This window comes from Roseivirga thermotolerans (assembly GCF_014653175.1).
GTDB lineage: Bacteria > Bacteroidota > Bacteroidia > Cytophagales > Cyclobacteriaceae > Roseivirga > Roseivirga thermotolerans.
Window position 1 is genome coordinate 499,674 of the sequence record NZ_BNAG01000001.1, and the last position, 17,393, is coordinate 517,066.

Annotated in this window: 15 protein-coding genes; 11 read left to right on the plus strand and 4 right to left on the minus strand. The window is 42.6% G+C overall.

Annotated features, from left to right (window positions below):
- Positions 1–37: 37 nt before the first annotated feature.
- The 4 genes from IE164_RS02280 (at position 38) to IE164_RS02295 (ending at position 3,391) form a co-directional block, all read left to right on the plus strand.
- Complete coding sequence (locus IE164_RS02280) at positions 38–802, plus strand: coiled-coil domain-containing protein (protein ID WP_189628561.1); 765 nt, start codon at positions 38–40, stop codon at positions 800–802.
- A 247-nt stretch (positions 803–1,049) separates the two neighbouring features.
- On the plus strand, positions 1,050–2,396 hold the full coding sequence (locus IE164_RS02285; RefSeq protein WP_373298944.1) for an ammonium transporter: 1,347 nt from the start codon (positions 1,050–1,052) through the stop codon (positions 2,394–2,396).
- Between the two features lie 528 nt (positions 2,397–2,924).
- Complete coding sequence (locus tag IE164_RS02290; RefSeq protein ID WP_189628562.1) at positions 2,925–3,131, plus strand: hypothetical protein; 207 nt, start codon at positions 2,925–2,927, stop codon at positions 3,129–3,131.
- 14 nt (positions 3,132–3,145) lie between these two features.
- Entirely contained in the window at positions 3,146–3,391 is a 246-nt protein-coding gene (locus tag IE164_RS02295; protein ID WP_189628563.1) for a hypothetical protein, read from the plus strand.
- A gap of 103 nt (positions 3,392–3,494) precedes the next feature.
- On the opposite strand, the gene IE164_RS02300 is transcribed toward IE164_RS02295, so the two are convergent.
- From IE164_RS02300 to IE164_RS02315, 4 genes are all read right to left on the minus strand, one after another.
- Positions 3,495–5,402 carry a transglutaminase-like domain-containing protein gene (locus tag IE164_RS02300; RefSeq protein WP_189628564.1) on the minus strand — a complete coding sequence of 636 codons (1,908 nt, stop codon included), beginning with the start codon at positions 5,400–5,402 and terminating at the stop codon, positions 3,495–3,497.
- Entirely contained in the window at positions 5,399–7,351 is a 1,953-nt protein-coding gene (locus IE164_RS02305; RefSeq protein WP_189628565.1) for a DUF3857 domain-containing protein, read from the minus strand. The genes IE164_RS02300 and IE164_RS02305 overlap by 4 nt, the downstream gene beginning before the upstream one ends.
- A 138-nt stretch (positions 7,352–7,489) precedes the next feature.
- Positions 7,490–8,095: a superoxide dismutase gene (locus tag IE164_RS02310; RefSeq protein ID WP_189628566.1), complete on the minus strand. Its 606-nt coding sequence runs from the start codon at positions 8,093–8,095 to the stop codon at positions 7,490–7,492.
- A gap of 36 nt (positions 8,096–8,131) precedes the next feature.
- On the minus strand, positions 8,132–8,578 hold the full coding sequence (locus IE164_RS02315; RefSeq protein ID WP_189628567.1) for a nucleoside deaminase: 447 nt from the start codon (positions 8,576–8,578) through the stop codon (positions 8,132–8,134).
- A gap of 79 nt (positions 8,579–8,657) precedes the next feature.
- Between IE164_RS02315 and aspS the strand changes: the two genes are divergently transcribed.
- Genes aspS through IE164_RS02350 form a run of 7 tightly spaced genes read left to right on the plus strand, consistent with a single transcriptional unit; the run spans position 8,658 to position 17,393 of the window.
- Positions 8,658–10,403 carry an aspartate--tRNA ligase gene (gene aspS / locus IE164_RS02320; protein ID WP_189628568.1) on the plus strand — a complete coding sequence of 582 codons (1,746 nt, stop codon included), beginning with the start codon at positions 8,658–8,660 and terminating at the stop codon, positions 10,401–10,403.
- Between the two features lie 52 nt (positions 10,404–10,455).
- Entirely contained in the window at positions 10,456–12,528 is a 2,073-nt protein-coding gene (locus IE164_RS02325; protein WP_229838491.1) for a GAF domain-containing SpoIIE family protein phosphatase, read from the plus strand.
- 20 nt (positions 12,529–12,548) lie between these two features.
- A complete protein-coding gene (locus IE164_RS02330; protein WP_189628569.1) occupies positions 12,549–12,893 on the plus strand; it encodes an STAS domain-containing protein in 345 nt (114 codons plus the stop codon).
- Positions 12,883–13,296, plus strand: a complete 414-nt coding sequence (locus tag IE164_RS02335; RefSeq protein WP_189628570.1) for an ATP-binding protein — start codon at positions 12,883–12,885, stop codon at positions 13,294–13,296. Before IE164_RS02330 ends, IE164_RS02335 begins: the two co-directional genes overlap by 11 nt.
- Before the next feature lie 11 nt (positions 13,297–13,307).
- A complete protein-coding gene (locus tag IE164_RS02340) occupies positions 13,308–15,209 on the plus strand; it encodes a peptidylprolyl isomerase (protein WP_189628571.1) in 1,902 nt (633 codons plus the stop codon).
- Positions 15,206–16,075: a peptidylprolyl isomerase gene (locus IE164_RS02345; RefSeq protein ID WP_189628572.1), complete on the plus strand. Its 870-nt coding sequence runs from the start codon at positions 15,206–15,208 to the stop codon at positions 16,073–16,075. The genes IE164_RS02340 and IE164_RS02345 overlap by 4 nt, the downstream gene beginning before the upstream one ends.
- Positions 16,050–17,393, plus strand: coding sequence for a peptidylprolyl isomerase (locus tag IE164_RS02350; RefSeq protein WP_189628573.1), 1,344 nt, complete (start codon positions 16,050–16,052; stop codon positions 17,391–17,393). Before IE164_RS02345 ends, IE164_RS02350 begins: the two co-directional genes overlap by 26 nt.

Sequence of the window (17,393 nt, forward strand, 5' to 3'; positions counted from 1 at the left end):
AGACTCTTGCGTCCAATGCATGAATTTTGAATAGAAAATGAAAAAGTATCTGATCATCTCCTTACTGGCAATATCTGTATTGGCCTGTAACCAGGAGAAAAAGCAACTCTTATCTGAAAACACCACCTTGCTAACCAAGCTGGATAGTGTTTCCAGCGAGTTGGAGAGTGCTCAAAAAGCCTCGGCCACCCTTATGACTGCCATTAGCTTAATGGACTCTATTAACCTTAGCAGGCAAATGCTGAAAGTAACTCTTGAAAACTCCGATCAGCATGAGGATTTTCTGGAGCAGATGACCGACCTCAAAGACTACATTGAGCAAACAAGTTTGCAAATCAGCAAATTGGAAAAAACGGTGAAAGAGTCTCGCTCAGCTCAAAATGCATATTCGCAAACCATTAAAACCTTGAAAGCCGATTTGGAGCAACGTAAAGCAGAAATTACTACTTTAGAGGCTCAGTTGAAGACTGAAAAGGATAATAACCAAAAGTTGATGGTTCTGAACAATATGCAGAAAGAAACCATCAGCAATCAAGATGCGGAGATTGCCGCAAAAGCTTTGGAACTTGAAATGTTGAACCAGCAGATCGCTGATTTGAGAGCTAGCTTTAAAATTAGTGAGGCCGATGCCTTCTACACACAGGGCGAGGCTTATGCCTTGGCTGCACAAAGAACAAAGTTGGCTCCTTCCAAGAAAAAGAACAGCTATCAGCTGGCTTTAACGGCCTACCAAAAGGCTTATGACCTTGGTAGACAAGATGCCAAAGTGAAAATCGATGCCATAAAGACCAAGCTGAATTAATCGGCCGGTCAGGCATACAATTAACGTCATTCCGGGAAATGCTTCGGGGTTGGTCTTTCTCTCAGTAGAGAATGACAACATCCTCTGACGAAGCCCCCGGAATGACGTTTTCTTTTTTCCCCTTTTTCAAACGATTTACTGAATAGTTAAACGCACCGAACAAAAAACAACCTATTCATTATTATTTTTCGTCATACAGATATTTTTTGGTTCAAAAATGAACCATTAACTAATCATAAATTGGAAAATGATGAAAAAATGGCTTCCGGCATTCGCCCTCCTTATTTTACTGGCTCTTGTTTCACTTTTTGATAGTGGTACGCTCACAGGTTTTGACGACCCCAACATTAGCGGTGCCGATACGGCCTGGATGTTGGCCGCCACGGGCCTTGTGCTGCTCATGACTCCCGGGCTGTCATTCTTTTATGGTGGTATGGTGAGTCGCAAAAATGTGATCTCTACCATGCTTCAAAGTTTCATTTGCATGGGTATTATTACCCTTGTTTGGGTTTCGGTAGGGTTTAGCCTTGCTTTTGGAGACTCTATTGGTGGAGTTTTCGGAAACCCCATGACGTTTGCGTTTTTTAATGGAGTAGGAGCAGCTATCCATCCCGACCTTGCCCCTACCATTCCCTTTGTTTTGTTTGCCCTGTTTCAGATGAAGTTTGCCATCATAACTCCCGCATTAATAACTGGTAGTTTTGCCGAACGCGTTCGGTTCTCGGGTTTTTTACTGTTCATCATTCTGTTCAGCCTTTTTATCTACTGCCCTTTGGCTCATATGACATGGCACCCCGATGGACTATTGCGCAGGTGGGAGGTTCTTGATTTTGCAGGAGGAACAGTGGTGCACATGTCTGCCGGGTTTGCCGCCATTGCTGCAGCCATAATTTTAGGCAAGCGAAAAAGCCACGGAGTAGCACATAAGCCATACAATGTGCCATTTGTGCTTCTGGGAACAGGCCTTCTTTGGTTCGGTTGGTTCGGTTTCAATGCCGGTTCGGCATTGGGTGCCAACTCCTCAGCGGCACTAGCCTTTGCAACCACCACAGTGGCTTCGGCAGCGGCCATGTTGGCTTGGGTGTTATATGATGCGCTTATGGGTAGAAAAATATCCGGAATGGGTGCTTCGATTGGGGCAGTAGTGGGCCTCGTAGCTATTACTCCGGCAGCCGGCTTTGTTACCATTGGTCAAAGTGTTTTTATAGGGGTATGTGCGGCCATTGTCTCCAATATTGTAGTTTACTATAAGAACAAAACGGGGATTGACGATACACTCGATGTATTTCCTTGTCATGGCGTAGGTGGTATTGTGGGCATGATACTAACCGGAGTATTTGCTCAAGAGGTAGGCCTGGTCTATGGAGAAACCACTACTTTCTTACGTCACCTGGCTTCAGTATTTCTGGTAGGAGCCTTCACCTTTGGGCTTTCATACGCTTTTTTCAAGCTCACCAACCTGATAATTCCTATGCGCGTAAGTGAAAAGGCTGAAGAATATGGGCTAGATATTACACAGCATGCCGAAAGCCTTTCTAAAAGTACCACTACGGAGCAAATTACGGTTATGATTCGCGAAGCAGCACAACAATAGGCTTTAGAATTACTCTGCAACAAGGGTCAAAATCCTTGGCTGCAGAGTAATTAATAGTTGCTCTTAGGTGCTCCCAATTAGTCGTAACTAGATGAGCGCGTCTGAATATTCTTTGCAGAATTTTATTTTAGGGTTACTTACTTAAGTCGCAAGAAGTATATTTCTGAACCTTGCCTCCATTTGTGTCCTCACAAATGGCTGTTAAAAGACACTGTAAGGACACAGCTTGTGGCTAGTATACTGGATCTAACAAATGCGATCTAAATGAGTAACCATATTTTATTTTTAAATTATTGAGGAAAAATACACACTAAGCATTTTTTTAAGCAAAGGACAATCATGTTAATTGGCTCAGCCTTTTTGCTTACAGGATGTTTGGATGATTCATTAGAGATGACCAAATCACAGAAGGTTTAGTTTTAAGCCCAAGCTCAAATTATGGAGTTTTGCACAATGAAGCGATGAACAACGTAGAACAAAATATGTAGCGTAAGCTATTACGAAGAAGAAATACTACCCGCAATAGCTTTGAGAGTTGTTATCAACAATGTGATAGAGGCAATTGAAGGTGCTTTGACAACCGGTTTAGCGCATAGAATTATGACCAACGACTGGGATTGGGATACGGGAAAAATATCCGAAGATGAAGCACTTATTGGTATGCTCATCGGTGCTGTAACTGCGTCTGGAGGATTTCTCGGAAGAATGGCGGCACGTACCTTGCGCATATTGTAATATAAATCAAAGTTATGAAATGGTTAATTGTAATAGTAGGGGTTATCCTATTAGAGATGATAAGGATAACTGTTTTTAAGAATGAGCGGTCGAGCCAAAAATTAAAGCAAATACTAGTGTGCCTTCTTGCCATTCTTGCAGGAATTTTAACACCTTTCTTCATTGACAGCTTGACTTTAATACTCATAATAGAGGGGATGATAGTCTTATTGACAATATCCACCATTTATAAATTAAACATAAAAAAAGAGCAGGCTTGAGCCTGCTCTTTAATCATTCGCGAAGCAGCACAACAATAGGCTTTAGAATTACTCTGCAACAAGGGTCAAAATCCTTAGGCTGTAGAGTAATTAATAGTTGCTCTTAGGTGCTCCCAATTAGCACTAGTTTGGCCTTGTCCAGTTTAACTACGTCTCTCAAGAATGACCGGTAGTCTTCGTAGCGGTCCGGTGCATAGGTACCATCATTGAGTTGAAAATGCCTTACATAGGTAAGTTCATTCGTTTCATGGTCGAATGAGTACTGGGCTTTGTAATAACCAAACTCCGTTGTCAGGTCCTGGTCTTCTCCGGGAAACTCAAGCCTGTATCCTTCCGGAAGTTGAATTTTCACCGTATCGACCGTGAGCTGCCCACGTTGTATTCTCAATTCAGCTTTCCTGTTTTCACTCTTTGGAGGAGCTTCGTTCAGTCTGCTCAGAATATTTGGCGATATGAACATTCTTTTACCACTGGCTGCTCCAAATTTTCTAACCTGAAAATTTATTTTTTCAGTATACACAGGCTCCTCACCCATGCGATTGTCCTCTATCGAAAAATCTCCTAAATCGAATGTAGGAAGGTCAATGCTATTGAGCAGATACTTCCTCTGGTCTTCTTTGCCGTCCCTGGCGAGGTAAAACAAGTTTCCATAGTACACACCGGTGTAGTCTGTTTGGGCTTTCACCTGAGCATTACCATCGGTGTCCATGGTCACCCGTATAGTTCTGCTTATCAGGTTATCTTCTGCCGTATACTTTGGCGTCTTTACAATTTTACCTTTGCCTTCATCTGTTATCAAGAGGGCGTGTCTGTCATCTGTAAAATCCCCTAAGTAGTTAAACGGAGCCAATTGATTGGTGCACTCCAGCCACACAGTGTCTTTCTCAAAAGGCACCGCCAAAATCACATGATTAAATCTCGGGTTAGGAAAATCGACATGAATGTCTCTCTCGTTTTCTCCGGCCTTTATGATTACATAGTTCGATTTTATACCGGCATGTTTCAGCAAACTGTAAGTGTAATTAGTAAGTGCCTTACAGTCGCCATATCCCGTTCTAATGACCTCTTTGGCAGGAAACGGCTGATACCCTCCAATACCCAACTGAATACTTACATAGCGTGTATTACTTTGCATATATTGGTAGATTTTACGGGTCTTCTCCCTAGGGTCATCGATATTGGCAACCAACCGACTGATTTCTGCTTTCACTTCATCCGTCAGTTCATCTCTTCCCTTATTTAGTTTGGCCTGCCATTCTCCATAAGCCTCCCAACTGCTCATGTCGCCAGAGTAACCTTCCATCTGAAAAGTAGAGGGACTAATAAGGGCATGCGGAATCATTGAATTCAGGGTTGAGCTCATATATTCCTTTTTGAATGGCTCAAGGTTCCTAATCTCCCAAAGCATCTCTTTATTGCCTTTATCATTTATGGTAGAAACGGGTTCTTCGAGGCCATTAAAAAGCTTATAACGCAGCTCATACAGAGCCGGAACCACCGCTTTATAAGAAGCATACTCTACACCTATACGCTGCCCAAAAGAGGGTATAAAATTAGGAAACCACATGGTACTTGAGTATTCGAATTCAAACTCGTAGGCCATCGTAAAGGGGAAATCATAAGGTTCGGGCTCATAGTACTTCACCCGAGAATCATCCAGTTCACCCGAATCGGATCCGCTGAAGTCCTGTATTTCGTGGTTTTTAACTCGCTTTAGCAGCTTACCATTTTTGTCGTAGTAGTTAATGTTAATCCCCTTTATCTTCCTCAGTTTGTCATAGACCTCATAAAAATAGCCTAAACTAACAGCATCTTTATTGAAAATGGTAACCACAAATTCTTCTTTGTGATTTGCCGTTTTTTCATCTAAAATCTCTACTTCTATGCTTCTTTTTCGAATGACTGCATCTGAACCTTTGCGCAGGTTTTCGGGTATGCTCTCCACAGCATAATTCTGTGCATTGGCCTGCACCAGGCCAAGTAGAAAAAGTAAGGTAATCGCGAGCCTCATTCTGCCTTCTTTTTCAACACTATCTGCTGCTCTTGTTTCATCACAATTAGGTTGAAGAGTTCTTTCAACCCGGCATATTCTTGTGGTAAATAGACTGTTTTGGCCAACTGCAGCCTAATCATCACCTGAACTTCGTCTCCCTGAACCCCACTAATGAACATAAACTTTCCTCCGCCATCCGGCAATACAAGGTTTTGAGATTCTGGTAACTCTTCTACTTCAAACCCTTCGGGTAGCTTAAACTGAAAGAGGTAGGTATCCATTAAAGGCGCAGGCAGTTCAACAGGAAATTTCCTGTTTTCCAGTTTAAATGGGTTCTCCTTTACTGTCTTAATAATGAATGGGTTAAGGAAAATCTTGTCTCCAATCATATTCACATTGTCTTCAAGAGTGAAATCGTACTTAAGTACAAGCTCCTTTTCCGGGTTGGATTCGTTTTCCAATACTGCGTTTTCTATTTCCCCGGCCTCGTAGTCCTTAATTTCGTCTTCCTCCTCGGTCTTTTCATCTTCTTTTTCTTCGGTGGTGTTCTGCTTCTCCTTTTTCTCATACACAGACTTCCTTATTCGCGAAGCAGCCAACCCATAGAAATTCACCTCTACTTTTCCTTCCAACACATCATCTTCGTTGAGTCTAAATTGCCCCGATACAGTTTTGGAATCCATTTCATTATTGGTTCGAAGGTCAATCCATTCGAGACCTCCTTTTCGTACCATAAGTCCTTCACCATTTAGCGCTCTGGGAGGTAATACATTGTACGGTCGATATTTGTCGGTAGCATCCAGTAGAATACGCTCTCCATCCATATCAACACAAATAACCATGTAGTTGAACTGCTTAACAAGGGGTACGAACTGCTTCAAGTAGCCATGACCTCTTGTACTAAGAACTACAGGATAGACTTGAAAACCGGCTTTAGTTAAAAACTGGGCTAAGGTTACATTAATATCCGCGTTGTCTCCTTCAGCAGCTTCCCACAACTTTTTAGAACGGTCTACCACTCCGTAAGCAAAGCGTTGATTCCATTTAAAATGATCTCTTACGTAGTTGAATATCTCCACAAGACTTTCTTTGTTGGCTGTCCAGCCTTTTTCTTCCGGATAAATTTGGCGTAATGGCCCGGTGTTATACACTACATCTCCCAATTGACTGGACTCGTACAAGGTTTTGTTAATATCGTTCCAGTCGGTCATGTAGGTTTTATTGATGTAGCCGGGGATGTTAATCGACTTAATCTCATAGTCTATTTTAGACCTGTAGTTTTCCAGCGTAGAAATGTATGGTTCTCTTTTGAGAGCCGGAACATCTTTCATTACGATATGATTGACCCCTGAGGTATTGTTTACATAGGCAGCCGGATGGTATCCCTGAAAATTGGGTTGGTATATACCAAAAGAAGGAATGTCTATTTTGTATTCGGAGTATCTAACCGGAATATTGGTCTGAAATACCCATGCCGGAAGATTCACAATGTCTCCTGTTTTGCGGCTGTAGCTATACTCTATAATAGAGCCTACTTTAACATCGGGAAACGACAACTTCTTGAGCCTGCGATCATCATTGATGGTTTCATCTACCCAGTCTCTTCGTTTAATGTCTGTAGTCACCACTTTGCCATCTACCAGGTTGTGGGTTGCGGCCTTAAGTTTGGTGATTTCAGACTGTCCTCTCAAATAAGGAAGCGAAACGTTTCCGTATTCAAGACCTTCTTCTTTTAAGATTTTTATGCGCACATGCACCTCAAGCATCATGCTTAGGTCAGACTGTACCATAAACGCATAACCTTTATCGAGTAGATAAACGGCCACAGCCCCGGAGTCTTTCGGATAAACCGTCATGGCAAGATCTTCGACACTAACATCTCCAAACTCAAATTCTTCGATCTGCGCGTGTAAATTGAGGGTAAATAGGCCTGCAAAGGCCATTACCGCTAGTATTCTTTTAAGCATAGTTAAGATTAACTTATTATTGAAAAAATTAAATGGCTATCTAATGTAATTGAGATGACCATAAAAAAACAATTCTTTTTTAGGAAAAATAAAGGCCACACATTTTTGCGTGGCCTTTTGCACATCATTTAGTTGAGGTTATTTTCCCTCAGCATATCTTCGGCTCACTTCCTCCCAGTTTATTACATTGAAGAAAGCAGAGATATAATCTGGTCTTCTGTTCTGATAGTTGAGGTAGTATGCATGCTCCCAAACATCGAGTCCAAGAATTGGCAGACCACCACAGCCTACATTGGGCATGAGCGGGTTGTCCTGATTGGGCGATGAGCAAACTTCTACTTTTCCTCCCGAGTGTACACAAAGCCAAGCCCAGCCCGAACCAAAGCGAGTTGCTGCTGCTTTAGAAAAAGCGTCCTTAAACCCATCGAACGAGCCATAAGCCGAGTTGATTGCATCGGCTAGCTCACCAGAAGGTTCGCCTCCTCCATTGGGCGACATTACTGCCCAAAACAGGTTGTGATTGTAGAAACCTCCTCCGTTGTTTCTAATGGCCGCATTGTCGCTATGATTAGCCAAAAGGTCTTCAATGCTTTTGCCTTCCATGTCGGTTCCGGATACTGCATTGTTGAGGTTATTTGTATAGCCAGCATGGTGCTTGCCATGATGAATTTCCATTGTTCTTGCATCTATGTGCGGCTCTAGCGCATCATAGGCATAAGGTAATTTTGGTAGTTCAAATGCCATGTTGTGTAATTTTATGATTCAACAAAAATTTAACTTTTATCTCAGTTGAGCAAAAAACTGCTTAAGCAGGCTCTCGCTCTGGTTTTCTAACAAACCCCTCACCACTTCTGTTCGCGGGTGAAGTAAATTTTTAGGGTTCAGGGTAAATCCTCTTTTTTGATCGCTTGCACCAAATACCAATTTACCCAGTTGAGCCCAATACAAGGCTCCTGCACACATGTTGCATGGCTCTAAGGTAACATACAAAGTGCATTCATTCAGATATTTTCCACCTATGGCATCGAAAGCAGCCGTTATGGCCAGCATTTCCGCATGAGCCGTAACGTCCGTAAGCTGCTCTGTCATGTTATGCGCCCGGGCTATAATTCGGTTTTCGGCCACCACTACTGCACCCACAGGTACCTCCCCTTTTTCAAAGGCTATATTGGCCTGCTTTAAGGCTTGTTTCATAAAGTGTTCATCAGAGTGGACGCTCAATTCCATAGGCTTCGTTTTCAAGTCAATATTAAGCCCAAATGCTAAAACAATTACTAAATTTGCCACTCATTTTTAACAGAAGTCCATGCTGAGAACACATAACTGCGGAGAGCTTAGAATAGAACAGGTAGGAGAAGAAGTAACTTTAGCCGGTTGGGTACAAAAGGTTAGAGACAAGGGAGGCTTATTGTGGATCGACCTTCGCGACAGGTATGGTATTACTCAGCTAACGCTTGAGGAAGGGAGATCTTCGGCATCGGCCATGGAAACAGCCCGAAAACTGGGGAGAGAGTTTGTGGTGCAAGTTAAAGGCAAGGTGGTTGAACGCTACGCCAAGAATGACAAAATACCCACCGGAGCTATTGAAATTGATGTGCAGAGTCTCGAAATTTTGAATGCCGCCAAAACCCCTCCTTTTGTTATTGAAGATGAAACTGACGGAGGTGAAGACCTTCGAATGAAATACAGGTACCTCGATTTGAGAAGGGGCACAGTAAGAAGAAAACTGGAACTGAGAAGCCAAATGGCCATTGCTGTAAGAAACTACCTGGCCAATCAGCAGTTTGTAGAGGTTGAAACCCCAGTGCTGATTAAGTCTACGCCAGAAGGCGCCCGAGACTTTGTGGTTCCTTCACGCATTAATCCGGGTGAGTTTTATGCTTTGCCACAGTCACCTCAAACCTTTAAGCAATTGCTTATGGTTTCAGGGTTCGACCGATACTTTCAAATTGTAAAATGTTTTAGAGACGAAGATTTACGTGCCGATCGTCAGCCAGAGTTTACTCAGATAGACTGTGAAATGTCTTTTGTAGAACGTGATGACGTGCTCAACACGTTTGAAGGCATGACTCGCCACCTATTTAGCAGCATTAAAGGTGTAGAACTGGGAGAGTTTCCGCGCATGACTTATGCTGAAGCCATGAGCAGATATGGCAGCGACAAGCCAGACGTACGCTTTGGAATGGAGTTCGTTGAACTCAACGATGTAGCCCAAAACAAGGGGTTCAACGTATTTGACCAAGCCGAATTAGTGGTGGGCATATGCGCCAAGGGCTGTGCAGATTATACCCGCAAACAACTCGATGCACTCACCGATTTTGTGAAGAGACCTCAAATAGGTGCCAAGGGGCTGGTGTACGTGAAGTGTAACACCGATGGCACTTATAAGTCTTCTGTAGATAAGTTTTATTCACAACAAGATTTGGCAGAATGGGCTCAAAAGGCGGGAGCTCAACCGGGCGACCTACTGCTTGTGCTTTCGGGCCAAACGGCCAGTACACGAAAACAAATGAATGAACTGCGCCTACATATGGGCTCAGAGCTGGGACTAAGGAACCCCAATGAATTTAAGCCGCTTTGGGTTGTAGACTTCCCTCTACTGGAATGGGACGAGGAAACCGAAAGGTTCCATGCTATGCACCACCCTTTTACTTCTCCTCTCAAAGAAGACATTCAGTTGCTAGACACTGACCCGGGAAAAGTAAGAGCCAACGCCTACGATTTGGTGATTAACGGAGTAGAAATTGGGGGTGGATCTATTAGAATTCACGACAAAGCCACTCAGCAACTCATGTTCAAACATCTGGGCTTTAGCGATGACGAAGCAAGAGCACAATTTGGCTTTTTAATGGATGCATTTGAATATGGTGCCCCTCCCCATGGAGGAATCGCCTTTGGTTTCGATAGGCTTTGTGCAATGTTTGGTGGTTCAGAAACTATAAGAGATTACATTGCCTTCCCGAAAAATACATCAGGAAGAGATGTGATGATAGACTCACCGTCTGCCATAAACAGTGAGCAATTGGTCGAGTTAGGACTGACTTTACGCTAGAAGCCTATCAACTATCAACCGAATGGTATAATTTGTAACTTCGGTCGAAGTCATGTCAATTAACTTTAAACTCACTCCGAAGTTCTACATGCGCCTTAGTATGGTGCTGGCCATACTTCTGTGGCTTATAGCCTCGTTGATTGACGTTTTACAAGTATTTGCGATTAAAAATGGAGTAGAGTTGGGTATTTCGCCCAGCATCCCCCTCCTGCTGATGGACTTTTTCTATGTGTTCATCATTGTTTATTATAGGTTCAGAATACGAAAAGTAGATAGCGGCAACTTTGTAGATCTGCTTTGGAGAGTTTTTGCGATAGGCCTGGTTACCACCATCATCTCCCTGGCTTTTAGGCTGTTTTATGACTCCATTGCCGATACCGTATTGGCCAAAAACGAGTTTCTAAACGTTTTCATCACTAGTGTCAATACCGCCATCATTTCGGTATTTCTCATTTCTACTTTTACGGTTTGGAAAAAGCTCATTCTATATCAGAAGTCAAAAAGGCTGCTCTTTTACTGGCATGCGTTCGAACTACTTGTGGTTGGGTCTATATTCTTTAATCTAACCGGGCTAGAGCTGGAAGAAAGTCTGATTTTTAAAATAGTCTTTGCGGCCATGGCCCTCATGTCTATCATTCTCTCGGGAAACCTAAAGTGGGTAGCCTACCTTAATTTTAAGCAAAAGTGGAAGAGCATATTACTCATTGTGCTCATCACCATCTACATTTTCTACTTCTTTGCCGAACTCTATGTGCCTCCGGCCGAATCCATGGATTTCCTCAATCCCATCAAGAGTCTATTTGTAATTACACTATTCACCTTTTTGCTATTCTATAGTGTATTTTCGCTTCTGGTTATTCTCTTTAATCTGCCCACATCGTCTGTATTCGAGCGCAAAATGGAGGAAGCCATTAACTTCCAACGGCTCAGTCAATCCATTCAAAGTGGCGAAAATGAAGAGCAAATCTTCGATATTCTACTCACCTCATCGATGAACGCTGTATATGCCACAGCCGGCTGGATAGAAGTGAGTAAGGATGAAAGCACAGTGCATTTTATAAACAAAAACATTAGCCGTGAAAGCATTAACCGGGTGAAGGAACAGGTAATGAGCAGCAAGAGCCGCACCGTAATGAAAAACCCTCTTAGCAGCTCAAACACCGATACAGACCGCATTTTAGTAACTCTCAAAAAATCCAGTTACAAATCGGTATTTGTTGTGCCAATAACGGTACAAAATAAAGTAACCGGATTTATGTATCTGCTCAGCGAGGTGAGCGATGGCTTTAATAAGGAAATGATCAACATCATTAACACCTTTGCAAGCCAGGCCAGCATTTCTATCGAAAATTTTCGGCTCATGGGTGAGGCCATTTCTAATGAACGCTATAAAGAGGAGCTGGATATTGCCAAACGTGTGCAGCGAGCTCTACTACCGGAAAAGCTAGACCATGACGAAAACTTTAGTATTCACGCCTTTACCATTGCCGCTGCCGAAGTTGGGGGCGATTATTACGATACCTTCAGGCTGAGTGATCATAAGTTTGCCATAGTAATAGGAGACGTATCGGGCAAGGGAACCTCGGCTGCGTTTCACATGTCTCAGATGAAGGGCATCTTTCAATCGCTAGCCCAAATGGATCTGCCGGCCGATGAATTTTTATTTAGGGCCAACAAAGCTTTAAGTCAATGCCTGGAGCGAACCTCTTTCATTACGCTAACCTATTTTATTCTGGATACCCATAGCAAAACCATGCAGTTTTCGAGAGCCGGTCATTGCCCAACACTATACTATAGTAAAAGAGATAAAGTAGCGCAGTATTTCCAGAATAAAGGACTCGGACTCGGCATTTTGCGCAATGATAGCTTCCGAAAGTTTATTCATATTAATGAACTTGCCTTTGAAAAAGACGACATTTTGGTGCTTTACACAGACGGCATTTCAGAAGCCTCCAATGCCCAGGGCGAAGAGTTTGGTTATGACCGAATGAAGTCGCTTCTGGAGAAAAATGCACATTACGATCCGGTAATGATTCAAAAAATATTTATTGGCAAACTCTATGAGTTTTGCGGAACAAAAGACCTCAATGATGATTACACCATGGTAGTGATCAAGTTTAACTAATACACGTAGAATAAAAGGACATGATCAACATTAATCGAATAGAAGAAAACAATTATCTGCTCATAGCCGTAGAAGGAGATGCAGATGCCAGCTCGGCTATAAACCTTGACAAGGCCATAAGAGATGCATTTGACGAACACCACCAAAATATACTCATTGATTGTACCAATCTTAACTACATCTCTTCTGCAGGGCTTGGCGTGTTCATGTCTTATATAGAAGAAATATCAACCAACTCAGTCAACTTTATCTTATTTGGGCTTTCTGAGAAAGTCTTAAAGGTCTTTGCCATTTTAGGGTTAGACCAGTTATTAACGATAAAAGAAAATAAAGAAGAGGCACAAAAAGCACTCAATGGCATATAGTTTCGACATACCGAGTAGCAAAAACAAACTCAGGCTCATGCGCAAGTTTGTCACAGATGTGTTGTACTCGCACAACATACCTGAGATAGAAGTAAACATGATGGTTCTGGCTGTAGACGAGGTTTGCGCAAACATTATTATCCATGGGCTGCAATCGAACCCACTGGAAAGCGTTCGGCTAAACATTAAATTCGAGGCCTCCGGTGTGTGGTTTGAGATTGTAGATAAAGGAGACACCTTCGACATTGTGAATTACAACGAACCCAACCTGGAAGACCTTATTAAAAAGAAAAACAAAGGTGGTATTGGCATTATGCTCGTTAAAAAAATAATGGATGATATAGAACTCCAATCCACCAGCGATGGAAACAAATTAAGAATGTTTAAAAAACTGGAAGCATAAGTTTCTGTGGTATGCGTGTAGTTTTCACCTGTTTTCTGCTGGCATTTCCCTTTTTCTCCCTTAAAGCCCAGCAAAGCATTGTAGCAACAGTAGACGATGAAGCCATTTCGGCACAAGAGCTGCTCTATGCCTTTAACAAAAATCGTTCAAAAGCTCAGTCCATCGCTTACGATTCGCTCTACAACTACCTACAACAGTATATAAACTTTAAGCTGAAAGTACGAGCTGCGAGAAATGCAGGGCTAGATACCGCAACCGCCTTTCAGGAAGAGCTCAAAGGATATATAGCTCAAGTAAGAAAACCCTACTTAGACAACCCCGAGGCTGAAGAAGCACTATTAAAAGAAACCTACCGCAGAATGCAAACCGAAATTAACGCGGCACACATTCTGCTTAAATTATCGCCCACAGCCTCTCCAGCCGATACCCTCAAAGCCTATACCTTCCTGGATAGTTTAAGAAATACCATTGGTTCAGCGGCCGAATTTCAGGAAATGGCCAGAAGATTTTCAGAAGACGGGAGTGCTCCTACTGGCGGACAGTTGGGGTGGTTTGGAGCCATGCATATGGTTGCCCCATTCGAAGATGCCGCCTATGCTACAGAAAAAGGCAAAGTATCCAACGTGGTAAGATCCAACTTCGGTTACCACCTTGTATACGTAAACGATAAGAGACCCAACCGAGGAAGGGTAAAAACATCACACCTGTTCTTTTCAAAGCAAAGAGGTTCTGAAGCAGCTAAATCAAGGGCCGAAAGCATCTACGACTCCCTAAAAAACGGTGCTGACTGGAACGTGATGGCACGAAAATACTCCGATGACCAAGGCACCAAATTCGAAGGTGGTAAACTGCCTTGGGCGGGAAGCAGGCAATTGCCCGATGACTATTTGGACATTGCCTTTGAACTGAACACCCCAGGAGAATGGACAACACCCCAGGAAACCCAATTTGGCTGGCATATCGTGAGGCTCGATGATAAGCAGCCCCTAGAGCCATATGAAGTAAAAAAGGGAGAAATTAGCGTGCTGTTGAAACGCATGGGTCGCAGTGTGCTGGAAGAAGACAAGCTTTTAAAAAAACTGAAAAAAGCAAGCAACTTCACTCAGTCCAAAGACTCTCTGGAAATAATTTTTAACCAAATCAGTGGATTAGACAAAGAGCAGATACTGTCAACAGAAGTGGCAAACAAGCTCCTATTTACCCATGGCGGACGCCCGGCAACGGTTGCCCGGTTTGTAGATCAGCTCCCCGGTTTCAATGTGCGCTATACCAAAGACCAGTTCATTGAATCGTATTTCAGGTTCGAAAAAAACTTTATCATAGCCCATGAAGACTCCATAGCTCCAACTAAATATCCCGAATATGGCTTCTTACTCAAAGAATATGAAGAAGGGCTTTTGCTCTTCGAAATAATGCAGCAAAAGGTATGGAATAAAGCCGTTGGAGACAGCCTTGGATTAGAAGCCTATTATCAGAAACACAAAAAGAAATATAATATAGATGAACGCGTTCAGTGCCTAATCATCAGCAACTACGAAGCTTCTGCACTCCAACATATTTTATCTAAGAAAGTACCCGAAGAGGCACTGAAAAACCCTGAAGAGTTTCTCTCCCAACTTACCGAATCTGAAACAGAGGCGTTAAAATTTGCTAAAAGAAATCTATTGGTGAGCGAATTATCTAATTTTGATCCTGCGAAAAACCAACCTGGCGATTGGTTGATTTCAGAACAAAACAATGCCTGTCTTTATTTAAAACTATTGCCGGCAGGCCCTCAACCGCTCAATGAAATTAAGGGTTTAGTGATGTCGGACTATCAAGAACAACTGGATAAAGAATGGGTCAAAAAGTTAAGGCAAAATGCCAAAGTAAAAATTAACAAACAGGCTCTGAAAGCCTTGGTAAAATATTGAAAAACGCAACCTACATAGTACTAACGTCCTTGCTTGTGGTGCTCTCATGCGACTACTTTGTAAGCGATAGCCCAGGCACCGGCAATAGCCAAACATTGGTAGCCAGCGTAGGTAACTCTTTTCTTTTCGAAGCCGATATTGCCAACCTTATAGAACCCGGTATGTCGGCCGAAGATAGCGCTAGAATTACCGAGCAATATGTGAACAACTGGATCAAAAAAGAGCTCCTTATTAGAGAAGCCACTAGCAATGTTCGAATCGATCAGTCAGAAATAGAGAGAAAAGTGGCCGACTATCGCTACACCTTGCTTTCATATGAGTATCAGAAGCTAAGAGTACAGCAACTGCTAGATACAACTGTGACTGATGAGGAAATACTTGCCTACTATACCGAAAACCAGGAGAATTTTGCCCTGCGGCAAAACATTATCCGTGGCCGGTTTATGAAAGTGAACAAACAAGCCCCTAAAAAGGCCGACATTCGCAGATGGATAAAATCATCGAGACCCCAAGACCTGTCTGCCTTAAAAGATTATGCCTTTCAATTTGCAAACAATTATTCATTAGAAGACTCAACTTGGATTAGGTTTGATGATATTACTAAGAACACCCCTTTTTCCACACTCACCAACAAGATTCAGTTTCTGAAAAACACCCGATATACCGAAGAAACAGATTCTCTCTATCTTTACCTCCTCAAAATTGACGACTACAAAATTTCTGAGGAGATATCCCCGTTGGAGTTTGTGAAGCAAGACATCAAGAATATACTATTGAACAAGAGAAAAGTAGCGTTGGCCAAAACTCTGGAAAACGAAATTTTTCAAAAAGCTAAAGAAAATGAAGACTACAAGATATATCGCTAAGGTGGCGGTGTTGCTTTTGGCGTTCTCCATGAACCTCAAGGCACAAACAGGAGAGGTAGTGGATAAGATCATTGCCAAGGTAGACGATAAGATTATCTTGAAAAGTGAGCTGGAGTCAGCTTACCTCCAGTTTTTAAGCAGCCCAAATGCATTGCAATTCGATGGAGATGCCCGCTGCATGCTCCTTAAGGAAATGGTAGAAAGTAAAGTGATGCTGGCCATGTCCGAAATCGATTCAGTAGTTGTTGACGAATCTCGTCTGGATTATGAAATGCAGTCTCGAGCTCAGCAAATTATGCAACGCTTTGGGTCAGAAGATGCCATTCGGCAAGCCTACAACAAATCGCTAGACCAGATCATGAGCGAGTTGAGACCCGATATTCGCCAGCAGCTTTTAATCCAGGAACAAGAAGCCAATGTAGTTTCTGATGTGACAGTTACACCCAATGAGGTAAGAAAACTTTTCAACAGCATACCCAGAGACAGTTTGCCGCTTTACTCCATGGAGTATGAAGTGGGAGTGATAACCAAAAACCCTGAAGTAGACCGAGAGGAAATAGAAAAACTCAAGAAAAAATTATTGGGTATACGCGAAAGAATTCTGAAAGGCGAAAGCTTTGAAATTATGGCTACGCTGAACTCTCAAGGCCCCACAAGTGCCAATGGAGGCAACCTAGGCTTCAACCAGCGTGGCACTATGGATCCTGCTTTTGAAGCAGCAGCACTGGCACTTAAGCCGGGAGAAATAAGCATGCCCTTTGAATCTTCGTTTGGTGTCCATATCGTTCAACTTATTGAAAAACGCGGAAATGAATACAATAGCAGGCATATTATCTTAATTCCTAAGCCCACTCAAGACGATGTGAAAGAGGCCGTTCAATACCTCGATAGCCTAAGAGAGGAAATTCTCGCCAAAAAAATCACTTTTGAGGAAGCCGCAAAGCAATACTCAGACGATGATCAAACCAAAGTAAACGGGGGCTATTTTGCAGGCCAATTTGGCTCTTTGAGAGTGCCTGCCAACAGCCTGGATCCGGAGTTGTTCTTTGAAATAGATAAAATGAAGGAAGGAGAAATTTCTAAGGCTAGCACCGTTCAGGTGAGTGCCGATGAGCAAATTGCCCGTATAATTTATTTCAAAAAGAAAGTACCTCCACATAGGGCCAACCTAACTGACGACTACGAAAAACTGAAGGCTGCTACCACTCAAATGAAAAAAGCTCGAAAACGGCAAGAATACCTTCAGGACAAAATGAAAGAAGTATATATTGAAGTAGCTCCGGAATATAACCGCTGCGGTATAATAAAGAACCAGTAA

Coding starts and splice junctions, on each gene's coding strand:
- aspS (WP_189628568.1), top strand. CDS start 8,658: ATGCTGAGAACACATAACTGCGGAGAGCTTAGAATAGAACAGGTAGGA.
- IE164_RS02340 (WP_189628571.1), top strand. CDS start 13,308: ATGCGTGTAGTTTTCACCTGTTTTCTGCTGGCATTTCCCTTTTTCTCC.
- IE164_RS02285 (WP_373298944.1), top strand. CDS start 1,050: ATGATGAAAAAATGGCTTCCGGCATTCGCCCTCCTTATTTTACTGGCT.
- IE164_RS02335 (WP_189628570.1), top strand. CDS start 12,883: ATGGCATATAGTTTCGACATACCGAGTAGCAAAAACAAACTCAGGCTC.
- IE164_RS02330 (WP_189628569.1), top strand. CDS start 12,549: ATGATCAACATTAATCGAATAGAAGAAAACAATTATCTGCTCATAGCC.
- IE164_RS02325 (WP_229838491.1), top strand. CDS start 10,456: ATGTCAATTAACTTTAAACTCACTCCGAAGTTCTACATGCGCCTTAGT.
- IE164_RS02295 (WP_189628563.1), top strand. CDS start 3,146: ATGAAATGGTTAATTGTAATAGTAGGGGTTATCCTATTAGAGATGATA.
- IE164_RS02350 (WP_189628573.1), top strand. CDS start 16,050: ATGAAGACTACAAGATATATCGCTAAGGTGGCGGTGTTGCTTTTGGCG.
- IE164_RS02315 (WP_189628567.1), bottom strand. CDS start 8,578: ATGGAATTGAGCGTCCACTCTGATGAACACTTTATGAAACAAGCCTTA.
- IE164_RS02305 (WP_189628565.1), bottom strand. CDS start 7,351: ATGCTTAAAAGAATACTAGCGGTAATGGCCTTTGCAGGCCTATTTACC.
- IE164_RS02300 (WP_189628564.1), bottom strand. CDS start 5,402: ATGAGGCTCGCGATTACCTTACTTTTTCTACTTGGCCTGGTGCAGGCC.
- IE164_RS02280 (WP_189628561.1), top strand. CDS start 38: ATGAAAAAGTATCTGATCATCTCCTTACTGGCAATATCTGTATTGGCC.
- IE164_RS02310 (WP_189628566.1), bottom strand. CDS start 8,095: ATGGCATTTGAACTACCAAAATTACCTTATGCCTATGATGCGCTAGAG.